Annotated in this window: 15 protein-coding genes; 4 read left to right on the forward strand and 11 right to left on the reverse strand. The window is 51.9% G+C overall.

All coding sequences use genetic code 11. The annotated features are described in order from the left end of the window. Positions 1-6 precede the first annotated feature (6 nt). Complete coding sequence (locus PGL01S_RS01770) at positions 7-354, reverse strand: hypothetical protein (RefSeq protein WP_127490843.1); 348 nt, start codon at positions 352-354, stop codon at positions 7-9. 123 nt (positions 355-477) lie between these two features. On the opposite strand from PGL01S_RS01770, the gene PGL01S_RS01775 reads away from it, so the two are divergent. Together PGL01S_RS01775 and PGL01S_RS01780 are read left to right on the forward strand one after the other, a co-directional pair. Next, complete coding sequence (locus PGL01S_RS01775) at positions 478-2343, forward strand: squalene/oxidosqualene cyclase (protein WP_244935481.1); 1866 nt, start codon at positions 478-480, stop codon at positions 2341-2343. A gap of 203 nt (positions 2344-2546) precedes the next feature. Continuing rightward, positions 2547-2879 (forward strand): DUF1904 family protein, encoded by a 333-nt coding sequence (locus PGL01S_RS01780; RefSeq protein ID WP_127490844.1) that lies wholly within the window; start codon positions 2547-2549, stop codon positions 2877-2879. A gap of 60 nt (positions 2880-2939) precedes the next feature. On the opposite strand, the gene fur is transcribed toward PGL01S_RS01780, so the two are convergent. The 3 genes from fur to PGL01S_RS01795 all read right to left on the reverse strand — a co-directional run bounded on the left by fur (position 2940) and on the right by PGL01S_RS01795 (position 4739). Further along, positions 2940-3410, reverse strand: coding sequence for a ferric iron uptake transcriptional regulator (gene fur / locus PGL01S_RS01785; protein ID WP_041614036.1), 471 nt, complete (start codon positions 3408-3410; stop codon positions 2940-2942). 135 nt (positions 3411-3545) lie between these two features. Continuing rightward, positions 3546-4037: a GNAT family N-acetyltransferase gene (locus PGL01S_RS01790; protein WP_244935482.1), complete on the reverse strand. Its 492-nt coding sequence runs from the start codon at positions 4035-4037 to the stop codon at positions 3546-3548. A 135-nt stretch (positions 4038-4172) separates the two neighbouring features. After that, on the reverse strand, positions 4173-4739 hold the full coding sequence (locus PGL01S_RS01795) for a GNAT family N-acetyltransferase (protein ID WP_127490845.1): 567 nt from the start codon (positions 4737-4739) through the stop codon (positions 4173-4175). Between the two features lie 96 nt (positions 4740-4835). On the opposite strand from PGL01S_RS01795, the gene PGL01S_RS01800 reads away from it, so the two are divergent. Beyond that, positions 4836-6914, forward strand: coding sequence for an ATP-dependent helicase (locus PGL01S_RS01800; protein ID WP_127490846.1), 2079 nt, complete (start codon positions 4836-4838; stop codon positions 6912-6914). Here PGL01S_RS01800 and PGL01S_RS01805 read toward each other — a convergent pair. From PGL01S_RS01805 to PGL01S_RS01820, 4 genes are all read right to left on the reverse strand, one after another. After that, positions 6911-7444, reverse strand: a complete 534-nt coding sequence (locus PGL01S_RS01805; protein ID WP_127490847.1) for a hypothetical protein — start codon at positions 7442-7444, stop codon at positions 6911-6913. The genes PGL01S_RS01800 and PGL01S_RS01805 overlap by 4 nt on opposite strands. A 79-nt stretch (positions 7445-7523) precedes the next feature. After that, the gene (locus tag PGL01S_RS01810; protein WP_127490848.1) at positions 7524-8027 is read right to left on the reverse strand and encodes a ferritin; all 504 of its coding nucleotides are present in this window, start codon (positions 8025-8027) and stop codon (positions 7524-7526) included. A 95-nt stretch (positions 8028-8122) separates the two neighbouring features. Further along, on the reverse strand, positions 8123-8344 hold the full coding sequence (locus PGL01S_RS01815) for a DUF1450 domain-containing protein (RefSeq protein WP_015842888.1): 222 nt from the start codon (positions 8342-8344) through the stop codon (positions 8123-8125). A 91-nt stretch (positions 8345-8435) separates the two neighbouring features. After that, entirely contained in the window at positions 8436-9854 is a 1419-nt protein-coding gene (locus PGL01S_RS01820; RefSeq protein ID WP_127490849.1) for a S41 family peptidase, read from the reverse strand. A gap of 171 nt (positions 9855-10025) precedes the next feature. Here PGL01S_RS01820 and PGL01S_RS01825 point away from each other — a divergent pair, with 171 nt between their 5' ends. Next, entirely contained in the window at positions 10026-10832 is an 807-nt protein-coding gene (locus PGL01S_RS01825; RefSeq protein ID WP_127490850.1) for a Cof-type HAD-IIB family hydrolase, read from the forward strand. 58 nt (positions 10833-10890) lie between these two features. Here PGL01S_RS01825 and PGL01S_RS01830 read toward each other — a convergent pair whose 3' ends face one another. The 3 genes from PGL01S_RS01830 to PGL01S_RS01840 are packed head-to-tail and all read right to left on the reverse strand — an operon-like array spanning position 10891 to position 13852. Then, a complete protein-coding gene (locus PGL01S_RS01830) occupies positions 10891-11952 on the reverse strand; it encodes a sulfate ABC transporter substrate-binding protein (RefSeq protein ID WP_127490851.1) in 1062 nt (353 codons plus the stop codon). A gap of 34 nt (positions 11953-11986) precedes the next feature. Beyond that, complete coding sequence (locus PGL01S_RS01835; protein ID WP_127490852.1) at positions 11987-13051, reverse strand: sulfate/molybdate ABC transporter ATP-binding protein; 1065 nt, start codon at positions 13049-13051, stop codon at positions 11987-11989. Between the two features lie 3 nt (positions 13052-13054). Then, positions 13055-13852, reverse strand: a complete 798-nt coding sequence (locus PGL01S_RS01840) for a sulfate ABC transporter permease subunit (protein ID WP_127491085.1) — start codon at positions 13850-13852, stop codon at positions 13055-13057. Position 13853 lies beyond the last annotated feature (1 nt).

A 13853-nucleotide genomic window follows, 5' to 3' on the forward strand; every position in this document is an offset into this window, starting at 1 on the left:
TCGAACCTATACCGGGATGCGGTAAGACGAATACTCCTCGATAATATGCTCGCCGTTGTTGTATACCCATTGGAAGCAGAAGCGGTTGCCTTCGTAACGGGTACGTTTCCGGATATCCGGCAAAATAACCGATTCGAAATGGTCCGTAATCGCCTGCTGCATGCCGCGCAGCCTTTCTTCGTTCGCTTGCTGCTGCGCTGCTGCCTCCTCATCCGACTGGGCCGTCTGACGGAAATACAGGATGGCTACCTCCGTGTCGCTTACATTTCCCGGAATCGGATGGCCCGAGCCGCGAAAAACTTCCTTTACCGTATCAATCCAGTTTCTATACAAATCTATCGTAATGTCATGCATCTAATCCGAATCTCCTTTCCTGATATGACGCTTGAAATTGCAAGGCTTCTTCTTTTCCCCGCTTGCTCCCGCATATACATAACAAGCAGCAATATCATCGCAGCAAAGGAATGAATGCGGTCTATGGATATGAATCGAATCCGCGCGAGGATCGAGCAAATGCGGGGTGAGCTCTTGCAGCTTCAATCGGCAGACGGGTCATGGCGTCTTTGCTTTGATTCCGGCACGATGCCGGACAGTTATTTTATCATTATTCTCCGGATGCTTGGCTACGGCCAGAATGAAGCCCTTATCCGCCAAATAGCTAGCCGGATCTTGAGCAGACAGCTTCCTAACGGCACTTGGAAAATATACCCCGATGAAGAAGACGGCAATCTGGATGCGACGGCCGAAGCTTATTTCGCGCTGCTTTACTCCGGTTTTTTGAATAGGCTGGATCCCCGCATGCAGCAGGCGAAGCAGTTTATTTTAAGCAAAGGCGGCTTGTCCAAAATCCGCTCTCTCCTGACGCAGGCCATCTTCGCCGCGGCAGGCCAGGCTTCATGGCCAAAGTCGATGCGCATTCCCCTCGAGGTCTTTTTCTCCGACAGCGGGATTGGCATCGATCTCTTTTCCTTATCCGGGCATGCCCGCGTACATATCGTGCCGATCATTATGCTGGCTAACGCCCAGTTCGTCCAGCATAGCGCTTCCATGCCCGATTTGTCCGATCTGTTCGCCGGCAGCTCCAAGCGATTCGAGAACGATTCGCCGTGGATTGCAGCCCTGGCCACCTTGGTTGGCTCCTTGTCGCTGTCGGAGCTGCTTCCCTTCGAATCGCCAACCCCGCAGGAAAAAGCGGTTCAATTTCTGTTCGACCGGCTGGAACCGGACGGTACGCTGCTCACTTATACAACGGCCACCATGTTTATGATTCTGGTGCTGCTGATGCTTGGTTATTCGTCAAGCTCACCGCTTATTCACCGCATGGTGTCCGGCATCCGTTCCGTCATGTGCGCCAACAGCCATGTGCAGATCGCGTCCTCTGAAGTATGGGATACCGCCATGCTTGTTCATGCCCTGCGCAAGGCCGGAGTAAACCCTACCTCAACCGCGCTTGAGAACGCCGGTGCCTACCTCCGCCAAAGACAGCAGACCCAGCTTGGGGACTGGGCAATCCGTAATCCCGGCACGCCTGCCGGCGGCTGGGGCTTCTCCAACGTAAACACCCTTTATCCGGATGTGGACGATACCACCGCCGCCCTTCGCGCCATCGAGCCCTACAGCTCCCGTACGCCGGAGCTGCAAGCGGACTGGCAACGGGGCTTGAACTGGGTGCTCACCATGCGCAACGATAACGGCGGCTGGCCTGCGTTTGAGCGGCAGGGCTCGCGGCTGCCGATTGCTTTTTTTAATTTCGAAGGTGCCAAGGATATCGCGGTTGACCCTTCCACAGTCGACCTGACTTCGCGTACGCTGCAGTTTCTTGGGCAAGAGCTTGGCATGAACGCCGGCAACAGCTGGATTGAATCCACGCTGCGCTGGGTCCTGTCCCAGCAGGAAAGCAACGGCAGCTGGTACGGGCGCTGGGGCATCACTTATGTGCATGGTACAAGTGCCGCTATTCAAGGGCTGACGGCCGTAGGCATCGCGGAGGATCATCCGGCTATCAAGAAGGGAGTCGATTGGCTGCTTCAGGTCCAAAATGAAGACGGCGGCTGGGGCGAATCCTGTATCAGCGATAAAGTCCGGCGTTACGTTCCCTTAAACTTCAGCACGCCATCCCAGACGGCATGGGCGCTGGATGGGCTGACCGCTGCTTTGCCTAAGCCTACTCCCGCTCTGGAACGCGGCGTGGAAGCTCTCCTGCAGTCCCTTGACCGCCATGACTGGACGTATACGTATCCAACCGGCGGAGCGCTTCCCGGCAGCGTCTATGCCCATTATGCCAGCAACAACTATATTTGGCCGCTTCTTGCCCTCAGCAATATTTGGCTCAAGTACAGTTAATGTTTCTTGCATGAAGGCTCCCTTATCCGTAAGGGGGCCTTCGTTCTTGCTCTTGTCTCCTACGATAACGCATGAGCATCGGCTTCCGCAACCTCCACCTTCGGAGTTTCCATGCGTTGCAATATAAGACCAAGTCAAGGTAATCTAATGGATAGTGCATCTTGCTGGAGCTGATGCTTTACATGACTAGAAGGAGGTAGCATATGCCACAGCTTGTATTTCGCGGGGTACCCGCGGATCGGCTGACGACGGTTAGCCTGGCGCTGGCCGAAGATCTGGCCTCCATTTGCGAATGCGGCACGGATAATTTCACGATGGAATGCCTTCATGCGACGGCCGTCTTTGGCGGTCTTGCGGAAGGACAATCGTATCCGTTCGTTGAGGTAGGCTGGTTCGAGCGCGGACAAGCGGTCCGCGACCGGTTCGCCCAAGCCGTTACCGCGCATCTGGCCCTAATTGGCATCGCTGAAGTAGAGGTCGCTTTCCGTACGTACCGGGAAGACAGCTATTACATAAACGGCAAGCCGTGCAGCTAGGCCTTTTCAACAACAAAGGAGCCATTGGATCCATTCCGGATCCAATGGCTCCTTATTATGTTAAGACACGGCTTTATGGTCATTATCCGTTGCTTTGCTTTTGCAGGCTTTACAGATCCCGTGAAAATCAAGGCGATGGTCCAATACCTTGAATCCGAATTCCTTCGCAATCCGATTCTCCATCGGCAGCAGCCAGTCATCCATGATCTCCTCGACCGTACCGCATTCGGTACAAATCAGATGATGATGGTGATGCTCCTGATCGTTGCTCCGCAGATCGTAACGCGTTGCGCCGTCGCCGAAGTTTACTTTCTCGACGATGTGCAGCTCGCTCAGCAGCTCGAGGGAACGATAGACCGTTGCCAGACCGATATCCGGGTTGCTGCGCTTCAACAGCATGTAAACATCCTCCGCGCTCAAATGGTCCTTCTCGTTCTCCAGCAATACGCGAACGGTCGCTGCGCGCTGCGGTGTTAATTTGTAGCCTTTTGTTCTTAACTGACGGTTGATCGTTTCCATTTGTTCTTCGATCATGATAAAGCTCACCCGCCTTTCCTTGTGTTTCAATATCCGTTGTTGTACTTCAAGCTTATTTAGAATGATTATAATTTAGAATAATTATAATCTTAACATAGTTATCATTATTACACAATGACATCTAAAAATTCACAGTGACCATCGATTAATCAGCTCGATATCCGCAAATTTGCCTTCCGCGAACTCCTTGTCGCCAAAAATGCCGCTGATGCGATTGAACCCGGATTTCGTCCAGAAGCGAAGTCCTGCCCAATTGCGGAGAGAGACATTAACCCTGACTTCGGAATAACCAAGCAGACCAATCTCCAGCAGAAAATGCTTCATGACTTCCTGGCCGTAGCCTTGATTCTGGAAATCACCGCTGATGCACATCATGGCCAGATACAGCGAATCCGGATGAGGGTAGCTATGATACACGCTGAGGAAGCCAACGATTTCCTCCGTTGTTTTCAGCCTGATGGACTGAATCCGGAACCGCTCCTTCACGCCGCCTTCCGGCAGTATGCCTTCATGATAGGAAAGCTCGATATAATGAGGATCTTGCTCTTTCCCATCCCACAAGGCGACCGGCGCGCTTGCCGTATACAACTCCTGCACAAGACCAATTTCGGATGACTGCAAATCTTCACAACTAAAAGTCGGGGTACTCCAAGAGGAAGGGATAAGGTTCATATATGTATCACCCGTTATGTTTGTAATAATTACGCCGGTTCTACAGTTTCGACATAACTCGCCGCATTCCTTCTTTCCTCGCCCTTATTCTCCGGATACAGTCTTTACCATTCTCGTATAGCGGTGTCCGCTAATCAAAAGCTCGCCGTCTGCCCTGTAGCCCATTTTTTCATAAAGCAGCCTTGCCTGGCCATTGTATTCCTCAACGATTAACGAAACCAGAGAATAGCCTTGCTTCACAGCCTCCTGCTCGAAAGCAGCCATCAGCGCCTTGGCAATGCCTTGCTTGCGGAATGAAGAATGGACGGCAATGGAGTCCAGGTAAAACTCGCCAGGACGCGTTTCCGTCAGGATCGCGTAATCCGCGATACCGGTTACCCGCTTCACGCGCTCGATTAACGGCTGATCCAGTTGCTCCGCGCGATCCCCGGAATAGCATACCAATATACCCGCAATTACGCCGTCTCTTTTGTCTACGATCACATTCCGGTAGCTGACACGGTTCCCCTCTTCGATATAAAATTCGGCCAATATCCGCATCGCTTCCGCTTCATCCTCCACTCCCGCAAGGGAGCAGGCGATGTTGCCGATAGCTTCATGCAGCAGCGGCATTACTTGCTCCACGTCTTCCTTGCCTGCCGGTCCAATCATGATGTCTTCATTCCTCTCCAAATATTAATAATTTCGGTTTTAACGTACGAACACCCATTCTATCATGCTATAATCGACAACAGGTGATTATAGACAATGAACAATGCAACAAATTCCAACAATAAGATCTATTACAAACGCCCGTACGGCGTTGTTAATAAAAATTATACACCGGCCGCCCCTGCTTCCGCGGATACAAGCGAGCAGCTGGTCCCTCCTTCCGACAAGGACGCCTTCTATTTCCGCGCTTTGGAGAGCCAAGGGATTCGGTTGAACCAGAGGCAGATCTCTGCGGTGCGCCATATCGATGGCCCCATTCTGACACTGGCCGGCGCAGGCTCGGGCAAAACCTCCGTCCTCGTCTGCCGGACCGGATACATGCTGTCCGTCCGCGGCATCCCGCCCCAGCAGCTTCTGCTTATGACCTTCTCCAAAAAAGCAGCCGACGAAATGAAGCAACGAATCAGCCAGCTGCCGAATATCGGACAAGGAGCCGCAGCCAAGATTGAAGCCCGAACCTTCCATTCGTTTTGTCTTCTTATGCTGCGCAGGCGCGGCTACAAGCAAAATATTCTGGGCGAAGCCGGACGCAAGCAGATTTACTTCAAACGGCTGCTGCGCGAACGCAATTTGCATGAGACGTACCAGCCGGAGACGCTTATAACCCTGCTGTCGTCTTATAAAATGCAGATGATTGCCGTTCCGGACCTTCCCGAGAAAACGGAAGAGGACCGGCAGCTTAAGCTTATCTTTACCAGTTATGAAGAATGGAAACGCCAATTGGACTTAATCGATTACGATGACATGCTGCTCGAAGCGTACCAGCTGCTCAAGCAGGACGAGAACCTGCTCGCCATGCTGCAGAACCGGTTCCGCTATGTCATGATCGATGAATTCCAGGACACCAATACGATTCAGTACGAGATCATCAAGCTTCTCGTTCAGCCGCACCGGAATCTGATGGTGGTGGGCGATGACGATCAGACGATCTACTCCTTTAACGGAGCGCGCAACGATTATATCCTGAACTTCGAGAAGCAGTTCCCCGGCGCCAAAAACATTATTCTCGACGTCAATTACCGCTCCGGCTCCGGCATCGTTGGCCTAGGCAACGCCGTTATCCGCCATAATAAGCAGCGGCGCAGCAAAACCTTGCTGACGGCAAAGCCCCATGGCCTTCCGCCCGTGTATGCGAGACCCGGCAACAGCGACGACGAAGCGGATCTGATCGTGAATACGCTGCTTCAGCAGAAGGAGAAAAAAGGCCGCTCGTTCCGCGATTTTGCGATCCTATTCCGGACTGCCAGCAGCAGCCGGGCGATATTTGATCAACTGGTTATCCGCCAGGTCCCGTTTATCGACTACGGCAGCGGCGAATCGCTGTACGAGCAATGGGTCATTAAGCCGGTTATCGCCCATCTTCGCTTGTCCGTCGACCGCCGCAACTTTGACGCGATGGAAGCGATGCTTGCCACGATGTATGTCCGGCCGGATCAGGCGATGGCGTTTATATGGAATGAGGATAAGAAGCAGGCTAAGAAATGGCCGCTTATCCATCTAACCCGGTATCCTGAGATTAAGTCTTTCCATCAGGATAAAATAAAAGAACGGATCAAGCTGATCCGTTCCCTGGAGAAGCTGAAGCCGGAGGCGGCGATCCGCCGGCTTCGCATGGAATTCTACGATCAATTTATTGAAGCTAACAAAAACGGACCGGCCTTAACCGAGCATAAGGATTCCCTGAAGGAAATGCTGGACGAGCTGGAGGCTTCAGCCAAACGGTTTGACGGCATAACGGCTTTCCTTGCTTTTATCGACGAGATTGCGTCGAAACATGAAGAGATGAAACGGATGAAGCTGGACAGCAGCAATGCCGACGCGGTCAATTTTATGACCATTCACAAGTCCAAGGGGCTGGAGTTTCCGGTCGTCTTTGTGTGCGGCGTATCCGAAGGGATACTGCCGCATAGCTCGGCGATTACCGCGGAGAAGAACAGCGACCGAAGCGCTATTCAGGCTGGCGATAATGTCGGGGAAGCTGCGATGGAAGAGGAACGGCGGCTCGCCTATGTAGCCGTCACAAGGGCGGAAGAGGAGCTGTATATCAGCTCCCCCGCTTATTACCGCGGCAAGCCCGCGGCGGTATCGTCTTTCATTATTCATGCTTATAGTTAATGCTTCGGGGCTGCGATCTCAACCCGTAGCCGATCCCCTTCCTTCTGTACCGAAAGAGGCAACGCCGACAGCTTGACGAATACTTGGTCATTATATTGGAACAAGCGGCTTCCATGACTATAACGGGGGTCGCAAATGAGCAGGACAAGCGCCGATTCCGGGAAGGTGAACCGGTACTCCGTTTCGGACTGCTCGATATAAGGAATAAAGGCTTTTACCCGCAAATAGGATTCCCCTTGAAGCTCCAGCAGCGGATATTCGGTCTCATTAAAGGGATGAATCGACAAGGTCGTTGAGGTCACTTTGACCGGCGGGGTTCGTCTAAGTATTTTATGAATCTGCTCATTTTTGAGCGGCAGACCTAAGGCCAGATGGTACATTCCTTGCTGCAGCCTGACGAGCTCGGCTAGCGAGACAAGCACAAAACCGGCGGCGGCGAACATCCCGCCCTCTCCGATTTGTCCCGAAAAGGAAATCAGAAGACCGAATAATATAGCCGCATATCCCAAAATACGTTGTGCGATAAACATTCCATTCCTCCATCTTGTAACCATAAAAAAACGGGACCTGTCAGTTATGCTGCCAGGTCCCGTTTTCTCATGATGTCTATTATTCTGCCGGAGCTACAAACGTACGCTGCGCGAATTCCGCGTCCAGCATGTAGAAGGCGTTGCTGTCCTTATCAATGCGCTTCAGCTTCTGGATAATGTTATCGAACAATGCTTCTTCTTCAACCTGCTCATCGATGAACCATTTCAGGAAGTACATCGTTGCGTGCTCGCGGTCATTAAGCGCAAGATCCGCCAGGTTGTAGAAGCGCTTCGTATTTTGCTGTTCATGCGCGTAGCCATGCTGGAAGGCGTCAAGCATGGACTCGTATTCGTTCTTAGGCTCGCCAAGCGCGGAAAGCGTAGCGCGGCGTCCGCGGTCATTCAGGAATTTGTATATTTTCATACCATGGAAACGCTCTTCCTCAGCTTGGATAATGAAGAAGTTCGCGAATCCATCGAGACTTTCGCCGGAGCAATAGGCTGCCATTGCAAGATACACATGCGCCGAATAAAATTCAAAATTCATCTGCTCATTAAGCGCTTCCGCTAATTTATCATTCATCGCTTATGCACCTCTTTTTCGTGTTTGGTTTTATTCTAACATAAACAGAAAGGACGGCAAAAGCCGTCCCATGCAAAATTATCCAAAATATTTGGTTACCCGATCAATTTCTTCAATTCCTTATACAACTGGTCCGGGCTCGAAGCGCAGATGCTTCTGGATTTAATCATCGCAAAGCTCTCGCGTTTGCACGTTCTGCAGTTGCCAAGACAGTCCTTCTTCTTCATCTTTATGTCCGGATACTTGTTCTTCATCGCCTTGTAAACAGGCTTGGTTCCGTTCTTTAAATTCCGGGTGCAATATTTGATCTTCTTCATGCCGGCTCACCTCGCTGCGCAACGGTGTAATACTTTCCTCTATGAATGATAATAATTATCATTCCCGTTGTCAATAGCGAATTCGGCGGACTTATTTACTGTTCAAAATTTCGATCCCTTTGTGAAGCTGCGTATCCTCTTCCTTCAGCTTGTCGCTTAATAACTCGAGTATCCGGTAACCCGTCATGTCGTTAAACGTGCCGGTTGCCCCCAGCTTATTATCCTTCTGGAAGCGGCTTAACGCATCAGCGGTCTGCTCGTTAAACAAGCCGATATCTCCAACCGGCGCGTATCCGAGCTCCTGCAGCATCAGCTGGAGCGTCTTGACGTTGTCCCCGAAGCTTCCGGTCTTAAGCTCCGTTCCGAACGGAAGCTGGCTGAGGCTTGCGAAGGCCGGCAGAGCTACCGTTACATCCGGTGTTACGCCCTGCTTATGGATCCAGGTGCCCCCCGGCGTTTTCCATTGGGCTTCCGTCAGGCTAAGCACCGATTTGTCCTTGAACTGCTGGAAGGTCTGCACGATGCCTTTGCCGAAGGTTTTCTCCCCAACCACCGTTGCGCCCGCGGATTCCTTGAGCGCTGCCGTCAGCACCTCGCTGGCGCTTGCGGATTGACCGTTCACCAGGACAACGATCGGAATCGTCCATGGCTTCTCCTGCTTCGAGCGGTAAGTAACCGTATTCGTGTGATTTTTGTAGACAACCTCCAGAATGACTTTATCCTTAGGCACTAGCATATTCGCAATCTGGATCGTGGATTGCAGCAGGCCGCCCGGATTGGAACGAAGATCAAGCAGCAGCTTCTTCATCCCTTCCTTTTGCAGCTTCCCGATTTCGGTCTTGAACTCGTCATCCGTCTTCTCCCCGAACTTCGTGATCGTTACGTGCCCGATGCCGCCGCTGAGCATTTCCGACGTTACCGTATGTACCGCAATCGCTTCCCTAGTCAGCTCCACCTCGATCGGCTTCGCAACGTCTCCCCGTTGAAGGGACAGCTTCACCTTCGTACCGGCATCTCCTCGCAGAACGGTAATGACATCATCGTACTCTTTGCCTTTAATCGAGGTCCCGTTCACGCCAACGATCTCATCCCCCGCGTGAACGCCTTCGCGCTCTGCCGGCGCTCCTTCCGTCACGCTGGCCACGATAAACTTGCCGTCCGCTTCCTGAAGGGTAATGCCCACTCCGGAGAATTCTCCTTCGTAGCCTTGCGTATAAGCGCTGCCCTGCTCCTTGACCAAATATCTGGAGTAAGGATCGCCCAGCGAAGCAAGCATGCCTTGGGAGGCGCCGTTAATGAGATCCTCCGACTTCGCGCCGTTTAAGTATTTATCCATAATGGTGTTGTAGGACACCGTAAAATTACGGAACGCAGGCTCCTTCAGCATCGGATACCTCACTTCCATCCAGAGCCAGCCAAGAATAAATCCGATAATCGTAAATAGTAATGCGCCAATAACCGCAAACGTTATAATCCGCTGCTTCGCTGCCTCATTCGAGATTTCTTTCACTATGGGTCACTCCTGACTATGACTGATGTTCTGTATTCTAATGTAGCTTATTTGGGGTACGCTGAGCAAATGGGCGGGGTAATCCGTTGGGGTATAGGGTTGAAGCCGGCTATATTTTTCGCTACAATCAACCTAGCTTTTGTTGGACGAATAGAGACAGGAGAGAGAGACATGTACAAATTAATTGCAATCGATGTCGATGATACGCTTCTTAATGACGAGTTAATCGTGACCGAAGGCACGAAAAAGGCGATGGAGGAAGCCATTGCGTTAGGCGTAACCGTTACCCTGGCCACGGGACGGATGTATGCTTCGGCCAAAAAAATCGCGGATCAGATCCAGTTGAACGTTCCGATTATTACTTATCAGGGCTCGCTTGTGAAGACGCTCCTGGATGGGAAAGTGCTCTACGAGCGCTGCGTGCCGCAGGATGCGGCGAAGGAGCTGTACGCGATCACCGAGCAGCGAGGCCTCCATTTGCAGCTGTATGCGGACGATATTTTATACGTGAAGGAAGCCAACGAGAAAGCGGTCAACTATTCCACGCTGACGAATATCCCGTATGTCGTAGCCGAGGATTTCGAAGCTTTGCTCGACAAGCCTAACAATAAAATGCTTATCATCGATGATCCGGCCTATCTGGATCAGCTCGCCGAAGAGTTAAAGCCTATTATTGGCGACCGGGTCCATATTACGAAATCCAAGCCTCATTACCTCGAGTTTATGCACAAGGAAGGCACAAAAGGCCATGCGCTTCGGTTTATGGCCGAGCATTTGGGCTGCGGAGTCGAGCAGACCATCGCGATTGGCGATGCGTGGAATGACCACGAAATGATTGAAGCAGCCGGTCTTGGCGTCGCAATGGGCAACGCCACGCCTAAGCTAAAGGAAATCGCGGATTATATTACGCTGACGAATAACGAAGAAGGCGTTCGTCACGTCATTGAGAAATTCGTCCTGCAGCCAGCCGCCGAATAAAACAAAGAAAAACTCCACGGGGAAGCGGCGCTTCCACCATGGAGTTTTTTGTTGCGTTTTAAATTCCCGCAAGCACCTGATACCAGATGCCTTTTTTCGAATAGAGATTCTGACGGACTTCCTTCCAGCCGCCCAGATAGGAAATATCGAACAGCCCTTCCGGTACGACATACTTATCCTTAGACTCTTCGGCTACCTTATCATCGACCGAACGGAAGCCGTATTTGACGAACGTACGCTGCGCTTCCTCGCTTTGCAGATACGAGATAAACGCTTCGGCTACTTTGCGCGAACCGTGTTTATCGACGTTTTTATCCACGACGGCAGCCGGGTTCTCGATCAGGATCGTGTTCTTCGGAACAACGATGTCATACTTAACGCCATTCATTATGCGGCCAAGCAGTTCATTCTCGTAAGTAACGATAACATCGCCAACGCCGTATTCGAAAGCCGCCATGGAAGCGCGCCCGCTCTTATCGAGAGACTCCACGTTCTTATGAATCGACTCCAAATATTTTTTGGCAAAAGCCGGATCCTTTGTCCCCGTCTCTTCCTCCGACTTCTTGAGCCCTGCTCCGTAGATCGCGTTGATATCCCATTGCGCGCCGCCGGATGTCTTTGGATTCGGATAGAGAACCTTTACGCCTTTGCGGGTGAGATCATCCCAGTCCTTAATGCCTTTGGGGTTGCCTTCTCTGGTCCCGAGGACAACAATCGATCTCGTAATCAAGCCTTTATTCGGCTGCGACTTCCAATCATGCGTAATGAAGCCTGCGTCCGAGATTTTATCCAGATCGCCTTCCATCGCCAGAATCGCGACATCCGCCTCGAAGCCTCCGGCTATGGCGCGTGCCTGCGTCCCCGAAGCTTCATACGATTCCTGGAATACAACCTTCTGACCTGTCTTCTCTTTCCAATAGGCCTGGAATTGCGGCAAAATCTCGCTGAACGCATCCTTCACTACGGAGTAGGCACCGATGACAAGCGTTACATCACCGTCTTGTGCGGTAGACTCGGCGGGCTGCTTCGTCTCCTCCTTGCCGCAGCCTGCTGTTATAATCAGCAGTACGGCCAGGAGCAGTACGGCAATCCGCCGGCTTGCTCTTCGATTTATATTCATGTTCGTATACAACTCTTTCTACTAAGATGAGTACTTAGATATGAATCGGCATGGGGTCAACCTTCAGGCTGTTTTCCATAATCCAGCTGTCGTTATCGTTGAAGAGGTACGCGCGATGGACAAGCACGCTAACCTGCTCGCCAGGCTGCAGCACTTCCTTCTCCAGCGAACGGTACGTAATAAGCTTTACGTTGTCCACGAGCAGCTCGACCATCCACTCGCTGCCGCGGAAATGCAGGGCTTTCACCGTTGCGTTTACGGACGCGGACTGCAGGCGAATCTCGCCCGGCTTGCCAATCTCGATATATTCGGGACGGATGAGAGCTTTTGTTCCCGGGAAGGACAATGCGGCGTCAAAGCCTTTTAGGACTTTAACGTCCTCCACGATCGTCGATTCACCAATAAAGCTTGCGACAAACGGCGTTTGCGGATTTTTGTAAATTTCCCAAGGCGTGCCCTTCTGCTCCAGCTTGCCTTTGCCGATGATCATGATCTCGTCCGCGACTTCAATCGCTTCGTCCTGGTCATGGGTGACAAAGATGGAAGTGATGCCTACGCGCTCGATCATTTCTTTCAGCCAAGTCCGCAGCTCGGTACGAATTTTGGCGTCAATAGCGGCAAACGGCTCGTCAAGCAGCAGCAGCTGCGGCTCGGGAGCAAGGGCGCGGGCGAAAGCGACGCGCTGCCGTTGTCCGCCGGACAGCTGATGCACGTAACGGTGCTCGAAGCCCTTGAGACCCGTCAGCTCAACCAGCGTAGATACGCGCTCGCGGATTTGCTCTTTGGACTGCTTTTTTACCTTCAGCCCAAAAGCAATGTTGTCATATACGGTCATATGCTTGAACAAAGCATAGTTCTGGAATACGAAGCCGATTCCGCGCTCCTGCGGGGGCAGATCGTTAACCCGCTTTCCATGGAACAGAATATCCCCGGAAGTTGGCGTTTCAAGGCCAGCCAGCATACGAAGAATCGACGTTTTGCCGCCGCCGCTTGGACCAAGAAGCCCGATCAGATGACCTTTTTCAATCTCGAAGCTGACGTCCTGCACGGCGTGGAAATCGCCAAAGCTCTTGCTCAAGTTACGAACTTCAATATGCATGGCTTAATGCACTTCCTTTCGTTTTTTCGCCCATTCCATTAATAGGAGAAGGCCTACGGAGAATACGGCAAGCACAAGGGCTACGCCGTTTGCTTCTACAACGTTAAAATTCTCGACATCCTGATACACGAGCGTGGTAGCCGTCTGCGTCTTGTTCATAATATTGCCCGATACGACAAGCACCGCTCCAAACTCGCCTAGCGTTCTTGCCACCGTCAGTACAACGCCGTAAATAACGCCCCAGCGGATAGACGGCCAAGTCACCTTCCAGAATGTATACCACGAGTACGCGCCTAGAGTAGAGGCCGCTTCCTCCTGCTGGGCGCCAATCTCCTGAAGCACCGGCAGCACCTCGCGCACCATCAGCGGGAACGTCACGAACAGGGAAGCAAGAATCATCCCCGGCAGGGCGTAAACGACTTTAAAGCCTGTATCCTCGAAAAATGAACCGATTACGGTATTAGGACCTAATAAAAGAACAATCATCAAACCGCCGATAACGGGCGATACGGCAAACGGCAAATCCACGATGCTGTTGAGCAGCCGCTTCATGCGGGGTCCGATCCAATGGGCGCGAACCAGATAAAGCGCCAGCATAACGCCAAACACGGTGTTAATAGCCGTTACAACGACTACGATAATAGCCGTCATCTGCAAAGCATGAAGCGATTGCTTGCGGGTTAACCCTTCAACAAAGCCGCTCCAGCCGTCCGCCCACGAGCCCGTGAAGATCTCGATAAGCGGAATAATCAGCAATAAGGTAAAAACGATATAAGTAAGACCAATCCACGTTCGTCTAATT

This window comes from Paenibacillus glycanilyticus NBRC 16618 (assembly GCF_004000805.1).
Classification (GTDB): Bacteria; Bacillota; Bacilli; order Paenibacillales; family Paenibacillaceae; genus Pristimantibacillus; species Pristimantibacillus glycanilyticus.